Source organism: Anaerolineales bacterium (assembly GCA_019637755.1).
Taxonomy (GTDB): domain Bacteria; phylum Chloroflexota; class Anaerolineae; order Anaerolineales; family UBA11579; genus JAMCZK01.
This window is the reverse complement of record JAHBVC010000002.1, coordinates 91,025-106,415: the sequence shown is the minus strand read 5'-3', so window position 1 is coordinate 106,415 and position 15,391 is coordinate 91,025. Positions and strand designations below refer to the sequence as shown.

Here is a 15,391-nt window from a genome sequence, read left to right as displayed (position 1 = left end):
CGATCATATCGCCTTGTGTTTTTAAGTCGGCCGCTGGCGCAAAATAAAAGCGGGCCATTGGTCCGCTTTTTTGTTTTTATCTGCGGCGCTGGTGCCAGGCCAGCAAGCCGGCGATCACCGCCAACGAAGCCAGCAGGGCTTCCAGGTCACTGGCGTGCGCCGCCACCCAGCCGGTGAGCGTCGGCGCGGGCGCCGTTTTCAAGCTCGGCGCTTCTTCTGTGGAGAACATTTCGTCTGCCGTCGCTTCCAGGCTGCGGGCCTGCGCCTCTTCGGCCACCTGGCTTTCGGCGATGGCATTGCCAGTCACCAGGCCGCCGGCAGCGGAATCGGCGGCGGGCGCCTCGGCCATCATCAGCACCGGCTCAGCCGCCGGTGCGCTGGGCAGGCCGTTGAGCGAAAAATCGGTGGCCAGCACGAACAGCAAGGCCAGCGCGGCCAGCGCACTGGCGAAGTTGAAGCCTGACCAGCCACGGCGTGCCGCGGCGGCCCCGGCCTGCGCCGGGCTGAGCATGAATTGGCGCGGCAGCCTGCGCTGCGGGGCGCGGCGCAGCACACTGCGCAGGCGCTGTAAGTCTTTGAAGGCCGCGGTGAGCGCGGGCTCGTTCTCCAGGCGCGCCAAGAGGGCCTCGCGCTCAGGCGGGCTGAGTTGGCCGTCCAGGTGCGCTGAGAGCAACTCGAGTTCGTGGGGCGAAAGGGGTGCGGTCATTGCGTGCCTTCGCGGTTAAGACGAAATCGGTCGGGCAAGAGTTCCGCAAAACCGCGCAGACATTCCTGCATGCGGCTGCGGGCGCGCGCCAGGCGGCTCTTCACCGTGCCGAGCGGGCGCTTGAGGATCGTGGCGACTTCGCTGTACTCCAGGCCCTGCACATCGATCAGCACCACCGCGGTGCGAAACTCCTCTTCGAGTTGATTGAGGCAGCGCTGGATCGCCTGGTTGAGCTCAACGCGCTCGGCCAGTTCCTCTGGGCTTTCGCCCGGATCGGCCAGCCAGGCCGGCTCGGGCAACTCTTCGCCGTCCGGGGCTTGCGGCTCCAGCGGCGTTTGCGGGCGGCGCTTTTGACGGCGCAGCTCGTCGTAGCAGGCGTTGGTGACGATGCGCAGCAGCCAGGCCTTGAACGAGCCGCCTTTGAAGCTGCGCAGGTTGCGGTAGGCGGCCAGCATCGCATCCTGCGTGGCGTCCTGGGCCAGGGCATCATCGCCCAGTAGGCGATAAGCCACATTGAAGGCCAGCGCCTGGTGGTTGAGCACCAGATGATTGAACGCGTCCAGATCGCCCGTTTGGGCCACCTGCACCAGTTGAGCTTCGTTCAGCGCGGTTTCGCTCAAGGCTTCCTTTTGGCAAACAGCCACAGATAGATGGCGCGCCACACCAGCAACACAGCCGCCAAGCCGGCGGCTGTGATGGCGGTGAACAGCGGCAGCGCCACACCGCCCAGCCAGGCGGCGCGCAGCACCGCTCCCAGCGGCGCGGCCAGCACCATCGCCGGCAGCAGCTTCCATAGCGTGCGCCAACTGGGCACTTGCCATTGATCCGTCAGGTGGCCGGCCAGCCACCAGGCGGCGGCAAAGGGCACCAAATTGGGCAGCAAACGTTCGGCGCCGCTGGAGTGGAACTGCAACCCCACCAGCATGAACAATGTGATCAGCACAAGATCACCAAGCAGTAGAATGTGGTTTGCTTTCATAGCCCTAGTTTAATCTGAATTGCCGTGAGGATGGCGGCGCAGCATGGCCTTTGATGCCCGCACGATCAGAGCCGTCTTTTTGGATGTAGACGGTACCCTGCGTGATACCGATGATCATTATGTGGCTCAGTTTACGCGCTGGCTGCGGCTGGTCTTCGGGCTGCCGCGTGCAGCTCGCCACGCACGCACAATGGTGATGCGCCTGGAGAAGCCCGGCAACGATGTGCTCGGTTTGCTGGATGTGCTGGGCCTGGATGGCCCGATCGGCCGCCTGAGCGAAGCGCTGGCGCGCCGCCGCCCGCTGCGGCTGAGCGCCGCGCGGCTCATCCCCGGCATCGCTGACGCGGTGCAGCAATTGGCCGCCCGTTACCCGCTGGCAGTGATCACCGTGCGCGGCGCCACCGCCACGCAGGCCTTTTTGCAGGCCAGCGGGCTGGATGCGCAGATTGCTGTGGTGGTACACGGGCTTAGTACGCCGCGCACCAAGCCGCAGGCTGCGCCGTTGCTGCATGCTGCTGCGCAGCTCGGCGTGCCGGTGGAAGCTTGTGTGATGGTGGGCGATACTACGGTGGACATTTTGGCGGCCAAGCGTGCGGGGGCGCAGGCGATCGGCGTGCTGTCTGGCTTTGGCGAGGAAGCCGAGCTGCGCGCCGCAGGGGCGGATTTGATCCTGCCCTCGGTGGCGCAGTTGCCTGGAGTATTGATCAAGCCCAATCCCTGATCCAGGCTGGATTTGCTGTGCCCTAAAGGATTCCTCGCTCCGCTCGGAATGACGGTGCGGCTAAATGGTGCGGGTAGCAAGGGTACATCTGCGAATGCCATCCGTGTCATTCCGAACCCGAGCGCAGCGAGTGGTGAGGAATCCTTAGGCCATGTCTTGCTTACACTAGACTTGCAATGACCTAAAGGATTCCTCGCTGCGCTCGGAATGACAAGAATTAAAAACTCGCACAGCGGGTTGCTGCAGTGAATGGGAGTAGGGAGACAGCGTTACTTGCTCAGCCGCTGCAAGAATTGCTGATAGCGTTCGGGGTTGGGCGGGTTCAATGCCAGGATGGCGCGCACGGCAATCTTGGCGCCTTCGCGGTCACCGGCTTCCACCAATAGCTCGCCCACCTTGTTCCAGGTACGGATGGCATCGCCGCGCTTGCCCATCTGCTGGTAGTGCTCCGCCAGGCGGCGCTGGCCCAGGGTGAAGCGCGGGTTCTCGTCTACCAGCGTGCTCAAGAAGCTGCCAGCTTCCTCGTCGCGGCCGCGGCTGTTGAGGTAAGAGAGATAGTTCTCCAACTCTCCGTTGGCCTTGCCTTCTTGCCCCAGGCGCAGGTTGAGCTGCACCAGGTTGAGGCGCGCGGTTTCGTCATCAGGTGCCAGGCTGCGGATCTGCTCGTAGACCAGCAGCGCCTTGCGCCAATCCAGCCGCTGCAGATCGATATCGGCCATTTGGTGCAATACCTGCACATTCCAGGCGGCGTCCACTTCGGCGCCTTGCGCCAAGCGCAGCGCCTTCTCGTAGGTATCGCGGGCCTTGTCCAACTGGGCCAGGCGGTAGTACACGTCGGCCAGCTCCAGGTTCTGGCTGGCGGCCTGCGGCAGTTGGTCGCTGGCGCTGAGCTGCTCGATCAAGCGCAGACGTGCATCCACATCCAGGGGCGAAATGGCGACGATGCGCTGGTAGGTTTGCGTGGCACGCTCATTGTCGCCGCGCGCCCGGTAGACGCGCGCCACCGTGGCCAGCTTTTCGGTGGCCTGCTGGGGGCGGTCGCTGAGCAGCAGCAGTTCGGCCATGTGTACATGCAGCGGCAGGTAGCTGGGCGAGAATTCCAGCGCGGCGTAGGCTTCTTCCATGGCGGCGCGCAAGTGGCCCTGGCGCGAGATCTGGTTGATGCGCCCGAGCGCATCCACCAGGCGGGCACTGTTGGCATGGGTCAGGATCTCGGCCACCGGGGTGGGGGCGCTGGCGTTTACGCGCACCGGTAGCTGGCCGCGTGCTTCGTTCACCCCAGTGCGCCAATTTGGGCGCATGAGCAGATAGCGGATGTTATCGCCGAGCAGGCTGAGCGCCTGGCGGTTCTCTTGGCCGGCGCTCTTCTCCAGCAGGCTGGCGTAGGCGGCGCGCAGCGCCGGGGCTTGCTCGGCGGGCACCACGGCGGCATCGGCCAGCGCCAGTGCTTGCAGGTATTCGCGCACGGCGTCTTCCGTCTTGTCTTGCTGGCGCAAATAGTCGCCGATCAGTAAATGGCTGGCCAGGGCGTAGTCAGGGTGCTCAAGCGCCTTTTGAAAGTGGCGTTGGGCGCTTTCGGCGCGCCCGTGGGCTTCCAACAAGGTGCCCAAGTTGAAGTGTGCCGCGGGATGATCGAGCCCGGCATCAATCGCCGCTTTCAATTGTTCGGCGGTGTGTTTGTCATCCTGGCGGGTTTCAAATTCGAGTGCCTGGCTCAGATGGCGCGCAATGGCACGCTCGTCAAAGCCACGCGCCAGGATGCCATCGGTCACCGTGCGCGCCAGCTCACCCAGGCCACCCTTGCGCTTCTCCGGCTCCACCGGGGTCAGGTCAAACAGCATGGCGGCCAGAGCCTGCAGGGCGTGCTGGTTGGCCTCTTCCACTGGGTCAGGCCCTTCATCAAAGGCATGCAGGCTTGGGTGCAGGCTGCTGGGGCGCGCCGCGCCGGGCGGCAGGCGCAGCGGCCCGGTGGCGGCGCCCATGCGCAGCGGCTTGGGCAGGGTTTTGTAGGCCTTCAGCATCGCCACGGCCTGCTGGGCTTCTTTGCTCTTGGGATTCAGGCGCAGGGCATGTTCGCCGCTGGCGCGTGCCTCTTCGATCTCGCCGGCGTGCTGTTGCAGCGCGGCCACGGCGATGTATTCGGTAATCGCCTGGGGGATGCGCCCGAGGCGCTCATACACCAGTGCCAGGCGGCTGTGTGCGTCGAGGTTCTCAGGTTCCAGGCGCACCACCCGCGTCCAGTTGTTGATCGCCTTGTCCGCATCGCGCAGGCTGAGATACAGCTCGGCGGCGCGCATCGAGAATTGGATCGCTTCGTCTTTGCGCCCGGTGGTTTTGAAGATCTCGGCCATCTTTTCGATCGGCAACGGGTCTTCGGGTGCCAGGCGCGAGGCGCGCCGGTAAAACTCCAGCGCCTGCTCCAGATTGCCCAGCTCGTAATGCGCCAGGGCCAGGCTGTTCAGTGTGGGCGGGTTATCGGGGAACTCTTGCAGGGCATGGCCGTAGTGCTCTACGGCCTCCTGCCAGCGGCCTTCCCAGGCGGCAGAGTGCCCCAGATTCATGGCGCGGCGAAATGCGTCTTCGTTACCGTGTGGGGAGACCATAAGTACGTACGGAAGAGTTTAACACTCTCTGGCAGGCGTGCGCAAAAAGCGGCGCCCTGGCGCCGCTTTTGGATGGGCCTTACTGGCTGGGCGGCGCCCAGTTGGGCCCCACGATGACTTCCACGTCTACCTGGCTGGTGGGGTCATACCGATTGAAGATATAGCCGGGGGTTACGCCCATCAACTCCACCAGGTATTGCAAGGTGTAGGGATTGCCGGTGTAGTCGATCAGCGTGGTGGCGTTCACCGGGTTGGCATTGCCCGTGGTGACGATGTTGAAGCCCTGGGCCTGCAGGTAGGCGCGGGTGCTATCCGCCAGGCCGGAGTTACCCGAGCCGTTGTAGACGGCCACGCTGGCCGCCTCGGCCTGCATGTTCACCTGCGAGGCGCTACTGGCCGCCACGACGCTGCGCACGGTGCCGGTGGTGAACATTTCATCACGCAAGGTGCGGATGTTTTCGGTGATCGGCTTGAGGATCGCCAAGCCATCCGGCGAGGTGGCCGGGGCGACATAATCCGGCGGAGCGATGACCGCCTGGCGAATTTCGCTGGGCTCGACATTACGCAGGGTAAAGCCCAGCGAGAACATCTCTTCCAGGGTCATATTGGTATTGACACCGCTGGAAAGATCTTGATAGATCTGGAAGCCACGGGAGATCAGCAGGTTGCGTACATCATCGCGCATCAGTTGCTGGCGAATGCCGAGGATCACTTCCTGCTGGCGGCGAGCGCGGTCAAAGTCACCATCTTCGCTGTGGCGGGCGCGCGCGTAAGCGAGCGCATAGGCGCCATTCAGTACCTGGCGGCCGGGGTAGATACGCACGGGCAGCTCTTGCCCGATGATCTGCACATCCACACTGTTTTGCACGGTGAGCTTGACGCCGCCAATCAGATCGACGAAGCGTTCAAAGGCGCTGAAATCGATCTGGGCGTAATAGTTGATCGTAATGCCGAGGAACTGCTCCACGGTCTTGATCGCCAGGCCGGGGCCGCCGCCGGGCAGGCGGGCGCCTTCGCCCAATTGGTAGGCGGCGTTGATCTTGTTGTGGCCGAAGCCGGGCACATCCACCCATAGGTCACGCGGGATCGAGAGCATGCCGGCGGTGTTGCTGGCCGGGTCAAAAGTGAACAGGATCATCGAATCGGTGCGCGGCGGGCCGTCTCCCGATGCCCAATCACGCGCATCCAGGCCCATCAGCAGGATCGTCACGCGCGAGGTGCCGTCCCACTCCGTCAGGGTCGGCGTCAGGTTCTGGGCCACCTGGGGGGCACCGCTGCCGCTGGGCTCATCGGGATCGTTCTGCGAGAGAGCCAGGCCGGGCAGGCTGAAGGAGGTGGTGCTGACGATAAACTGGCGCGCCAAATTGAAGGCGGTCAGCGCGGTAGCCAGCGTGGCCAGCACGAAGGCCACCGAGAGGATTTTTTGCAGCGTGCTCATGGCGCCGAAGCGCTGGGCAAGACGTTGAAAGAAGGGTTTTTTCATAGTTTTGGGTAGCAAGGCGTGATTATAGCATTGGGCGTTTTTAGGCGCATGAATGCAGGGTTAACCACTCCTGGCAGGCTTTACGATGCAACAACGATGCCAAAAGCGCAGGGACTATAATGTGCGCCAATGTACCCAACTGAGCTAGCGGCCCTGTTTGCCAGCGGGCGCCAGGCCGCCCTGGCGGTCACCGGCGCCGGCGCGCAGGCCATCCAATGGTTGCTGGGGGTGGGCGGCGCCTCGCAATTCGTACTGGATGCACGCGTGCCTTATGCGGCGCGTGCCCTGCAGCAGTATGTGGGCTTTGTGCCCCAGAAATACGTCAGCCCCAGCACCGCCCAGGCGATGGCCGCCGCGGCCTATGCGCAGGCGCTCGCCACCCAACCGCAGGCGGCTCCGGCGCTCGGCCTGGGCAGCACCGCCAGCATCGCCACCAATTATGCCAAGCGCGGCGAGCACCAGGTCGTGCTGGCGCTGCACAGTGCCGCGGAGGTGACGACTTACCAACTGGTGCTGGCCAAAGGGCAGCGGGAGCGCGCCGGTGAAGAAGCGCTAGTGAGCATGCTGATCCTGAATGCCTTGTTGCAGGCCAGCCAGCAGCCGCCACTGCCGCTGGATCTATTGCCCGGCGAGCAGGTGCACACCGCGCAGCAGGCCGCCAGTCAGCCACTGGATGCGCTGATGGCGGGCCAGGCGCGCAGCGTGCTGTGCTACCCACCGGCGGCCTATGTGCAAGATGTGCCGTATAGCGGCGCGATCCTCTCCGGCTCGTTCAACCCGATTCACGAGGGGCACCTGCTGCTGGGCCAGACGGCGCAGCGCAAGCTCGGCCTGCCCTTTGCCTTTGAGCTCTCACTCGAGAATGTGGAGAAGCCCAGCCTGAGCCGGGCCACGGTGGAAGCGCGCCTAAGCCAGGCGCGCCTGCTGGGGCAGCGCGTGCTGCTCAGCCGGGCGCCGCTCTTTCGCGACAAGGCGGCACTGTATCCCCATAGTGTCTTCGTAGTGGGCTTTGATACCGCCCGACGCCTGGTGGATCCGAAATACACTGCCAATGACGCCGCGGCGATGCACGCCGCGTTTGATTTCATCCGCGCCCAGGGCTGTAGCTTCCTGGTGGCTGGCCGCAAAGTGGGCGAGGCGTTTTATACCCTGGCCGATCTACCCATTCCCGCCGGACTGGAGGATCTGTTCGCCGGCCTGAGCGCCGATGAGTTCCGGCTGGATCTTTCGTCGACCCAGATCCGCGATCAGCAAAGCCAGGCGCAGGCATGAGCGCGCCGGCCCGCACCTACGCGCTGCGCCCGGCCGGCCTGCGCGACCTTAGCGCCATCCGTGATCTTGAGCAGCTCAGCTTCCCGCTGGATGCCTGGCCGTTGATCGAAATGATCAGCGTGCTCAGCCTGCCCAGTGTATTGCGCTGGAAAGCGGTGGAAGGCGAGGCCGAGGACTTGGTCGGCTTCATCGCCGTGGATGTGCGCCGCCGCGACCACCTGGCCTGGATCGCTACGATTGCGGTGCACCCGCAGCGCCGCGGCGCGGGCATCGGCCAGGCGCTGATGGCGCAGGCCGAGGCGGCGGTGAATGTGCCGCGCATGCGCCTCTCGGTGCGCATGAGCAACGAAGCCGCCATCGCGCTGTACGAGAAGCGCGGCTATACGCGCGTAGACGTGTGGCGTAAGTACTACGCCGGCGGCGAAGATGCGCTGGTGATGGAGAAGTGGCTGTTCAGCGAAGACGCTGCTGAATAGCCTCGTTACTTCTTGCTCTTCTTGGCGGCCTTCTTCTTGACGGCCGCTTTTTTGGTCGCCTTCTTAGGCGCCGCCTTTTTAGGCGCTGCCTTCTTGGCGGCCTTTTTCACTGCCGGCTTCTTTTTGGCCGCCGGCTTATTTTTAGCCGCCGGCTTCTTAGCAGCAGCTTTCTTGGCTGCCGCCTTCTTGGCAGCGGCCTGTTGGCCGGGGCTGGGAGCGTTGGCGCTGCCTTTGCCTACCAGCAGCTTGGTCTGCTGGATCTTCTTATCGGAAAGATCCCAGGTCTTGAGTTCCTTGTTCACCAGGCTGCTGTGCTTCTTGGCGATGTCTTTGAGCGCCGCGCCGACGGAGCGACGCACATACTCGCTCTCGTCGGCGCGCAGCCCGCGCAGCAGGGTGATGGCCGCCTCAGGGTTGGCTTTGAAATAGGGGCGTGCCGTCCACACGCGTAGGCCTTCGGTCACCGCCCGGCGCACGCTGGGGTTGTCGTCGCCCAGCCAGTCCTTGATCAGCGGCAAGCTCTCCTGGTACCCGGCCTGGGCACAGATCAGGTCAAAGGTTTGCGCAAAGGCTTCTTGTACGCGCCAATCCGGGTCGCGGCTGACGCGTTGGCGCAGCAGCTTGAGCGGCTCCGGCGTTTGGCCGGCCAGGTGGCCCAGCAGCAGCGTGGCTAGCACGCGTGCCTGGTAGATGTGCGATTCCAGCAGATCCTTGGCCAGATCCAGCGCCTTGGCGGGCGTTTCGTTCTTCATCGTCTGCTCGGCGATGCGTTTGGTCTCCGGCAGGCCAACTTTGGCCTTGGACACCTTTTCAATCAGGGCTTCGAGTTTCGTCTTAGCGGGCATAGGCGGTCTCTCTTTTATACAAGTGGCGCAGCCTCAGGGCTGCGCCACTTCGTAGGTCATATACACATGAAGTCAACGCGTGGCGTTGATCACGACTTCACCATCAACTTTTCGTATACCGGGTAGTTCCAGTGGCGGAACTTGGGCAGGCGCCCGCGCACGGCATCGTCATACATCTGGCGCAGCGTGCTGGTTATCGGGCCCATGGCGCCGTCACCCACCACTCGGTGATCCACCTTGGTGATGGCGGTGACCTGGGCGGCGGTGCCGGTCATAAACAGCTCATCGGCCAGGAAGACTTCGGTGCGGTCGATCGAGCGCTCGATCACGGTGTAGCCGGCCTCGCGGGCCAGCTCGATGATCGAGCGGCGGGTAATCCCTTCCAGGATGTTATCGGTGATCGGCGGGGTGAACACCACGCCATCGCGCACCATGAACACGTTTTCGGCGCTGCCTTCGGAAATGTGGCCATCGGCGGTCAGCACCAGCGCCTCATCGAAGCCGGCGCGCACCGCATCGGTCTTGATGAAGGCGGTATTGACGTACGCACCGGCGATCTTGCCGCGGGCGGGGATCATGTTGTCATCCAGGCGGCGCCACGAGGAGATCGTGACGTGCGCCCCGGTGTCGTTCGAGACGTACTTGCTGAACGGCACCGAGAACAGGGTGACTTCGGTCTGCAGGTCGTGCAGCTTCACGCCGATGATCTCGTCGGCAAAGTAGGCCATCGGGCGCACATACACGTCCTGGCGATGGCCCTCCATTTGCAGCATTTCGACCATGCGGTCGAGCAACTCGTCTGGGCCTACCGGGATCTCCATCACCATCAGCTTGGCTGAGTTATACAGGCGTTTTAGATGGTCCTGCGGGCGGAAGATGAACAACTCTTCCTCAGCATCGTTCCAATAGCCGCGCACCCCGCCAAAAATGGCCGTGCCATAGTTCAGTGCATGCGTCATCACGCCAATCTTGGCATCAGAATAGGGAACGACCTTGCCTCGGAAATATGCGTAGTTGGGAACTGCCACAAGCACCTCCAGCTGGTTCTCAGACCCTCAGGCCTGGCGGTTTAAGGCCCCCACGCGTGAATTATACCGCAAGGGCGGGGGCGTTTCTAGCAGCATTTTGCGGGGTTATAGCGGTCAGCGGTGCTAACGAGAGTAAAATCAGGCCCCAGACGGGCTAACCCGCCAATCTTACATTGAGGAGACGCCCTTATGAAGCGTGCAGTCAGTATCAGTATCGGTTCGTCTAAGCGAGATAAAGCCGTAGAGGTCAAATTGTTGGGGGAGACCGTGCGCATTGAGCGCATTGGCACCAATGGCGATATGCAAAAGGCCGCCGAGCTCTTCCAGGAGCTGGATGGCAAGGTGGATGCCTTTGGTTTGGGCGGCGCCGATCTGGGCTTGCTGGTGGATAAGAAGTTCTACCCCCTGCATTCTGTGCAGCCAATCGTGCGCCACGTCAAAAAGACCCCGTTGGTGGATGGCGAGGGCCTCAAGAACACGCTGGAGAACCGCGCCGTAGGCTACCTACACGAGAAGACCGGCGATTACATCAAGGAAAAGCGCGCCTTCGTGACCGTAGGCACTGACCGCTGGGGCATGACCGATTCGTTCCTCAAGGCGGGCTACGACTGCGTGTTCGGCGATTTTATGTTCGCACTTGAAGTGCCCATCCCCCTGCGCAGCGAGAGCGCCCTCAAGACCATGGCGGCGGTAGTTGCCCCCATCGCCACCCGCCTGCCGTTTGAATGGGTCTATCCCACTGGCGAAAAGCAAGAGCTACACACCCCCAAGTGGGAGAAATACTTCCAGTGGGCCAGTGTGGTGGCCGGTGATTTCCATTACATCAAGCGCAACATGCCCAATGATATGCACGGCAAGGTGATCGTCACCAACACCACCACGCCTGAGGATATTGAGTTGCTGAAGCAGGTGGGGATTAAATACCTGGTGACCACTACGCCGGTGTTTGACGGGCGGTCGTTTGGCACCAACATGCTCGAAGCCGCGCTGATCGCCGCGGCCGGCAAGGGCCGCAAGCTCACCCATGCCGAGTTGAACCACATCATCGATGAGCTCAAGCTCGAGCCACAGATCCGGGAGTTGAATTGAAAGTAGACGCACTGCTAAGCGCCGGCGGCATTCCGCAACCCGGCGAATCATTGTACGAATTCAGCCAGGGCCGCTCCAAGGCGCTGATCGAGATTGCCGGCAAGCCGATGGTGCAGTGGATCCTGGATGCGCTGAGCCAGGCGCAGCACATCGGCAATGTGGTCATCGTCGGCCTCAGCGAGGCCGACGGGCTGACCTGCGAGAAGCCCTTGAGCTACGTGCCCAACCAGGGCGAGATGCTGCCCAACATCCGCGCCGGCGCACGCAAGATCGTGGAGCTGAACCCTGAGGCTTCGTATTGCGTGCTGGTGCCCTCGGATACCCCGGCGATCAGCGGCGCGATGGTGGATTGGGTGCTGGGGCAATTGCGCGTGCCTGAGGATGAGATGCTCTACAACGTGGTCACGCGTGAGGTAATGGAAGCGCGCTTCCCCGATTCGCGGCGCACCTTTACGCGCCTCAAAGACGCCGAGGTGTGCGGTGGCGACATTACCCCGGTGGCGCTCAGCGTGATCCTCTCCAGCGGCGGCACCTGGGAGAAGCTCAGCGCTGCGCGCAAGAGCCCGCTGAAACAAGCCGCGCTGATCGGCTTTGATACGCTGTTCCTGGCGCTGATCCGCCAGCTCAGCATTGCGGCGGCCGCCCAGCGTGCCAGCCGCAGCCTGGGGCTGCGGGCGCGGGCGCAGTTCTGCCCGTATGCCGAGATCGGCATGGATGTGGATAAGGCCCACCATCTCGAAGTCATGCGCGCATATTTGGAAGCCAAGCGCTGATGGAACACTGGCTCACTCAAGATGCCGCCTGGTCGGCGCGCCTGCGCGTGGCCGAGCAACCCGGCCTGCTGCGCCGCCTGGCGATCTTCTTCGGCCACTCCGGTGATTCGTGGTTCTGGGGCGTGGGCTTGCTATTGATCATGTGGCTCGGCGGCGCCGAGTGGCGCCAGCGCGCCTTGGCCCTGTTCATGGGCATTGCGCTGACCGCCATCGTGGTGCTGGTGATCAAATTCAGTGTGCGCCGCGCCCGCCCGGCGGGCGAATGGGGCCAGATCTACCGCAAGGCCGATCCGCATTCCTTCCCTTCGGGGCATGCCGCCCGTGCGGCGATGCTGGCCGTGCTGGCCGTAGCGCTCGGCCCGGCCTGGTTTGGCGTGCTGCTGGGCATATGGGCGCCGCTGGTGGGGCTGGCGCGCGTGGCCACCGGCTTGCACTTCGTCTCAGATGTGCTGGCAGGCTGGGCGCTGGGTCTGGGGATGGGCTGGGTTACGCTGCAACTGTTGCAGTCCAGCACCTTGGCCGGCTGGCTGGCAGCCTTCTAACTACGCCCCCAACGGGCACGGGCGTACGGCACAATACCCCGCCATGGTGACTTCTATGCTCAAACGTTTGCGCGGCTCGCTGGCCTTGGTGCTGGTGCTGGTATTTGTGGGCGGCTACTGGCTGGGCCAGGTGCGCAGCGCCCCGGCCGCCGAAAATGATAGCGGCTATACCAGCAATAACGTGCGCGCCCGCGTCACCGGTATTGTGCAGGCAGGCCAGGTAGACATGGGCGGCAAGCTGCAGGCCTACCAGGTGCTCTCGGTGGAAGTGCTCGAGGGCAAATATGCCGGCCAATCCTTTGAAGTCGATTACGGCCGCCGCCAGATCGTGGCGCCCGGCTCGTACTTCTCGGCGGGCGATGAGTTGCTGTTGACGATCAGCGCCGTGCCCAATGTAGCCCCGCAAGCCTATTACGCCGATTATGTGCGCAGCCGCCCGCTGGCGGTGCTGTTCGCCTTGTTCGTGGTGGTGACCTTGTTCATCAGCGGCAAGAAGGGGCTGCGCAGCCTGATCTCGATGAGCTTCAGCCTGACCGTGATCCTGGCCTTCATCCTGCCGCGCATTCTGGCGGGGGATGACCCGGTGTGGGTCAGCGTGGCCGGCTCGTTCGTGATTCTGGCGGGCACGCTCTACCTGGTGTATGGCTGGACGATCAAAACGCACGCGGCGGTGATCGGCACCCTGATCGCACTGCTGCTCACCGGCCTGCTCGCCGATTACTTTATTGAGTTCGCCCGCATGACTGGCTTCGGCAGCGAAGAAGCCATGTTCCTGAGCCAGCAGCCCAGCTCGGCGATCCTTGATTTTCGCGGCCTGGTGCTGGGCGGCATCATCATCGGCAGCCTGGGCGTGCTCGACGATCTGGTGATCACGCAAGCCTCGGTGATCTTCGAGCTCTACCTGCTCGACCCTACACAGGGCTGGCGTGCCCTCTACCGCCGCGGCATGCGCGTAGGGCAGGATCATGTGGCCGCCACGGTCAATACCTTGGTGCTGGCCTATACCGGCGCGGCGCTGCCCTTGCTGCTGCTGGTATCCGGCGATGGGGCAGATTGGTTTGGCTTTATCAATCGTGAATTTGTGACCGAAGAAATTTTGCGCACCCTGGTGGGTTCGCTGGGCCTGATGGCCGCCGTGCCGCTGACTACGGTGGTGGCCTGCTGGGCCGCCACCCAAATGTCGGGCTGGGGGCGCATCCGGCCCTTGCTCGGCCCGGCGCTCGAAGCTGACCTAAGCCATGAGCCGCACGGGCATCACCACCATTAAGCCACTGAGCGAATAAACGCCGCACTGGCATGGGCGGCTTCGTGCAGCACTTCGGCATCCGTGCGCCCGGAGCGTTTGAGCACCTTGAAACTATGATCGGCCTCGGCCAGCCAGTGGAGTTGTGCGCGCGGCAGCGGCTGCAGGCTGCGCTCCAGAAGCTGCGGTGTGGCCAGTGCATCGCGCCTGCCTTGCAGGAACAACATGGGCACGCCCACCTGGGCCAGGTGCGCCGCCCGCGTCACGGCGGGTTTGCCCGCCAAGTGCAGCGGAAAGGCGAACAGCAACAGCCCGCGCACGTTGGGCAGCGGCGCCTGGCTGGCCGCCAGCGTAGTCATGCGGCCACCGAAGGAGCGCCCGCCTGCAAATAGCGGCAGCCCGGCCGCCACTTGGGCCGCCAGCCCACAGGCGGCCAGCACGCTGGCCGTCGCCACTTCGGGCGAGTCGGGCCGGCCCCGGCCGTATTCTTTGTAGGGAAAGTTGTAACGCAGGGTGGCGATCCCGGCCGCGGCGAGCGCATCGGCCAGGGCTTGCATGCTGGCATGGCGCATATCTGTGCCGGCGCCGTGCGCCAGCGCCAAGAGGGCCAGGGCATGGCTGGGTGCCTGCAGCAGGGCGGATACGTGGCCGTGCGCACCCACCTCAAGGCTGAATTCTTGCGAGCTTGCCATGCTGCCAGTTTAAAACAAAAACGCCCAGCCTGCGCTGGGCGTTTTTTATCTCTACTTGGCCAGGAAGTCTTCCAGGCGATCCCAGGTTTCGGTGATGCCCTGTTCCACGCCCATGGCGATGATCTTCTGCAATTCTTCGGCAGAGGCGTAGACGCCGCGGCTGCGCACCTGCGTGCCGCCTTCCACCTCCACAAATTCCATGGTGATCTCGGATTCAGGCATGCCGGGCACTTTGCCGCCTTCGGCGGTGGAGAAGGCATCGATATAGGTAAATTCGCGGGGAGCGTTGATGGCGGTGTAGTCCGCCAGGCCCCAGGATTCGAGCGTCTCGCCGTTCTCGTCTTTGCCGGTCATGCAATAGTGCCAGCGGCCACCCTCGCGAAAATCCATCTCGCAGTGGGTCAGCTCCCAGCCCTGCGGGCCCCACCAGTGCGTGAGGTGGGTGCAGTCTGTAAAGGCGGCCCATACTTTGTCGCGCGGGGCGGCGAAGGTGCGCTCCAGATACAGCTCGGCGCCGTTGGTAGTGATCGTCATTTTGTTCATCGTTTTCTCCTTTTGGCGATGGTCGTGGGGTGGTGCCTAGTGGTCGCTTGGATCCAGCGTCTTCAAGTAATCATCCAGCTTGTTGAAGCTCTCTTCCCAGCGGATGCGGGTGTGCTCCAACCACCCGGTCACCAGCGCCAACTGGGCGGCGTTCAGCTCAGCGGGGCGTGCCTGGGCCTGGCGGCCGCGTGTGATCAGCCCGGCCTTCTCCAGCACCTTGAGGTGCTTAGAGATGGCTGGCTGGCTCATGGCGAAGGGCGCAGCCAGCTCATTGACCGTGGCGGCGCCACGCGTCAGGCGTTCTAGGATGGCGCGCCGCGTCGGGTCAGCCAGGGCGGCGAAGGTGAGACTGAGAGTGTCGGTAGCGGTGCTCATGCTGTGTTATATAACTATCTA

At 63.6% G+C, this 15,391-nt stretch carries 17 protein-coding genes; 7 read left to right on the top strand and 10 right to left on the bottom strand.

Going from position 1 to position 15,391, the window contains the following annotated elements; translation table 11 throughout:
* Positions 1–76: 76 nt before the first annotated feature.
* Genes KF821_08325 through KF821_08315 form a run of 3 tightly spaced genes read right to left on the bottom strand, consistent with a single transcriptional unit; the run spans position 77 to position 1,685 of the window.
* Positions 77–706, bottom strand: coding sequence for a hypothetical protein (locus KF821_08325; protein ID MBX3005811.1), 630 nt, complete (start codon positions 704–706; stop codon positions 77–79).
* Positions 703–1,326: a sigma-70 family RNA polymerase sigma factor gene (locus tag KF821_08320; protein MBX3005810.1), complete on the bottom strand. Its 624-nt coding sequence runs from the start codon at positions 1,324–1,326 to the stop codon at positions 703–705. The genes KF821_08325 and KF821_08320 overlap by 4 nt, the downstream gene beginning before the upstream one ends.
* Positions 1,323–1,685, bottom strand: coding sequence for a DUF3054 domain-containing protein (locus KF821_08315; GenBank protein ID MBX3005809.1), 363 nt, complete (start codon positions 1,683–1,685; stop codon positions 1,323–1,325). Before KF821_08315 ends, KF821_08320 begins: the two co-directional genes overlap by 4 nt.
* Before the next feature lie 43 nt (positions 1,686–1,728).
* Here KF821_08315 and KF821_08310 point away from each other — a divergent pair, with 43 nt between their 5' ends.
* Positions 1,729–2,406, top strand: a complete 678-nt coding sequence (locus tag KF821_08310) for an HAD family hydrolase (GenBank protein MBX3005808.1) — start codon at positions 1,729–1,731, stop codon at positions 2,404–2,406.
* A gap of 269 nt (positions 2,407–2,675) precedes the next feature.
* Here KF821_08310 and KF821_08305 read toward each other — a convergent pair whose 3' ends face one another.
* Together KF821_08305 and KF821_08300 are read right to left on the bottom strand one after the other, a co-directional pair.
* On the bottom strand, positions 2,676–5,009 hold the full coding sequence (locus KF821_08305) for a tetratricopeptide repeat protein (protein ID MBX3005807.1): 2,334 nt from the start codon (positions 5,007–5,009) through the stop codon (positions 2,676–2,678).
* Positions 5,010–5,088: 79 nt separating this feature from the next.
* Entirely contained in the window at positions 5,089–6,507 is a 1,419-nt protein-coding gene (locus KF821_08300; GenBank protein ID MBX3005806.1) for an LCP family protein, read from the bottom strand.
* A gap of 114 nt (positions 6,508–6,621) precedes the next feature.
* Here KF821_08300 and KF821_08295 point away from each other — a divergent pair, with 114 nt between their 5' ends.
* Positions 6,622–7,764 carry a hypothetical protein gene (locus tag KF821_08295; protein MBX3005805.1) on the top strand — a complete coding sequence of 381 codons (1,143 nt, stop codon included), beginning with the start codon at positions 6,622–6,624 and terminating at the stop codon, positions 7,762–7,764.
* The gene (locus KF821_08290) at positions 7,761–8,240 is read left to right on the top strand and encodes a GNAT family N-acetyltransferase (protein ID MBX3005804.1); all 480 of its coding nucleotides are present in this window, start codon (positions 7,761–7,763) and stop codon (positions 8,238–8,240) included. Before KF821_08295 ends, KF821_08290 begins: the two co-directional genes overlap by 4 nt.
* 5 nt (positions 8,241–8,245) lie before the next feature.
* On the opposite strand, the gene KF821_08285 is transcribed toward KF821_08290, so the two are convergent.
* A complete protein-coding gene (locus KF821_08285) occupies positions 8,246–9,085 on the bottom strand; it encodes a DNA alkylation repair protein (protein MBX3005803.1) in 840 nt (279 codons plus the stop codon).
* A gap of 89 nt (positions 9,086–9,174) precedes the next feature.
* Positions 9,175–10,113 carry a branched-chain amino acid transaminase gene (locus tag KF821_08280; protein ID MBX3005802.1) on the bottom strand — a complete coding sequence of 313 codons (939 nt, stop codon included), beginning with the start codon at positions 10,111–10,113 and terminating at the stop codon, positions 9,175–9,177.
* Positions 10,114–10,302: 189 nt separating this feature from the next.
* Here KF821_08280 and KF821_08275 point away from each other — a divergent pair, with 189 nt between their 5' ends.
* Genes KF821_08275 through KF821_08260 form a run of 4 tightly spaced genes read left to right on the top strand, consistent with a single transcriptional unit; the run spans position 10,303 to position 13,784 of the window.
* The gene (locus KF821_08275) at positions 10,303–11,202 is read left to right on the top strand and encodes a hypothetical protein (protein ID MBX3005801.1); all 900 of its coding nucleotides are present in this window, start codon (positions 10,303–10,305) and stop codon (positions 11,200–11,202) included.
* Complete coding sequence (locus KF821_08270; protein ID MBX3005800.1) at positions 11,199–11,975, top strand: nucleotidyltransferase family protein; 777 nt, start codon at positions 11,199–11,201, stop codon at positions 11,973–11,975. Before KF821_08275 ends, KF821_08270 begins: the two co-directional genes overlap by 4 nt.
* On the top strand, positions 11,975–12,517 hold the full coding sequence (locus tag KF821_08265) for a phosphatase PAP2 family protein (GenBank protein MBX3005799.1): 543 nt from the start codon (positions 11,975–11,977) through the stop codon (positions 12,515–12,517). Before KF821_08270 ends, KF821_08265 begins: the two co-directional genes overlap by 1 nt.
* Before the next feature lie 55 nt (positions 12,518–12,572).
* A complete protein-coding gene (locus KF821_08260; protein ID MBX3005798.1) occupies positions 12,573–13,784 on the top strand; it encodes a YibE/F family protein in 1,212 nt (403 codons plus the stop codon).
* Here the strand turns inward: KF821_08260 and KF821_08255 are convergent.
* The 3 genes from KF821_08255 to KF821_08245 are packed head-to-tail and all read right to left on the bottom strand — an operon-like array spanning position 13,781 to position 15,370.
* A complete protein-coding gene (locus KF821_08255) occupies positions 13,781–14,452 on the bottom strand; it encodes a hypothetical protein (GenBank protein MBX3005797.1) in 672 nt (223 codons plus the stop codon). The genes KF821_08260 and KF821_08255 overlap by 4 nt on opposite strands.
* Before the next feature lie 51 nt (positions 14,453–14,503).
* Positions 14,504–14,995, bottom strand: coding sequence for an SRPBCC domain-containing protein (locus KF821_08250; protein ID MBX3005796.1), 492 nt, complete (start codon positions 14,993–14,995; stop codon positions 14,504–14,506).
* Positions 14,996–15,031: 36 nt separating this feature from the next.
* Positions 15,032–15,370: a winged helix-turn-helix transcriptional regulator gene (locus tag KF821_08245; protein MBX3005795.1), complete on the bottom strand. Its 339-nt coding sequence runs from the start codon at positions 15,368–15,370 to the stop codon at positions 15,032–15,034.
* Positions 15,371–15,391 lie beyond the last annotated feature (21 nt).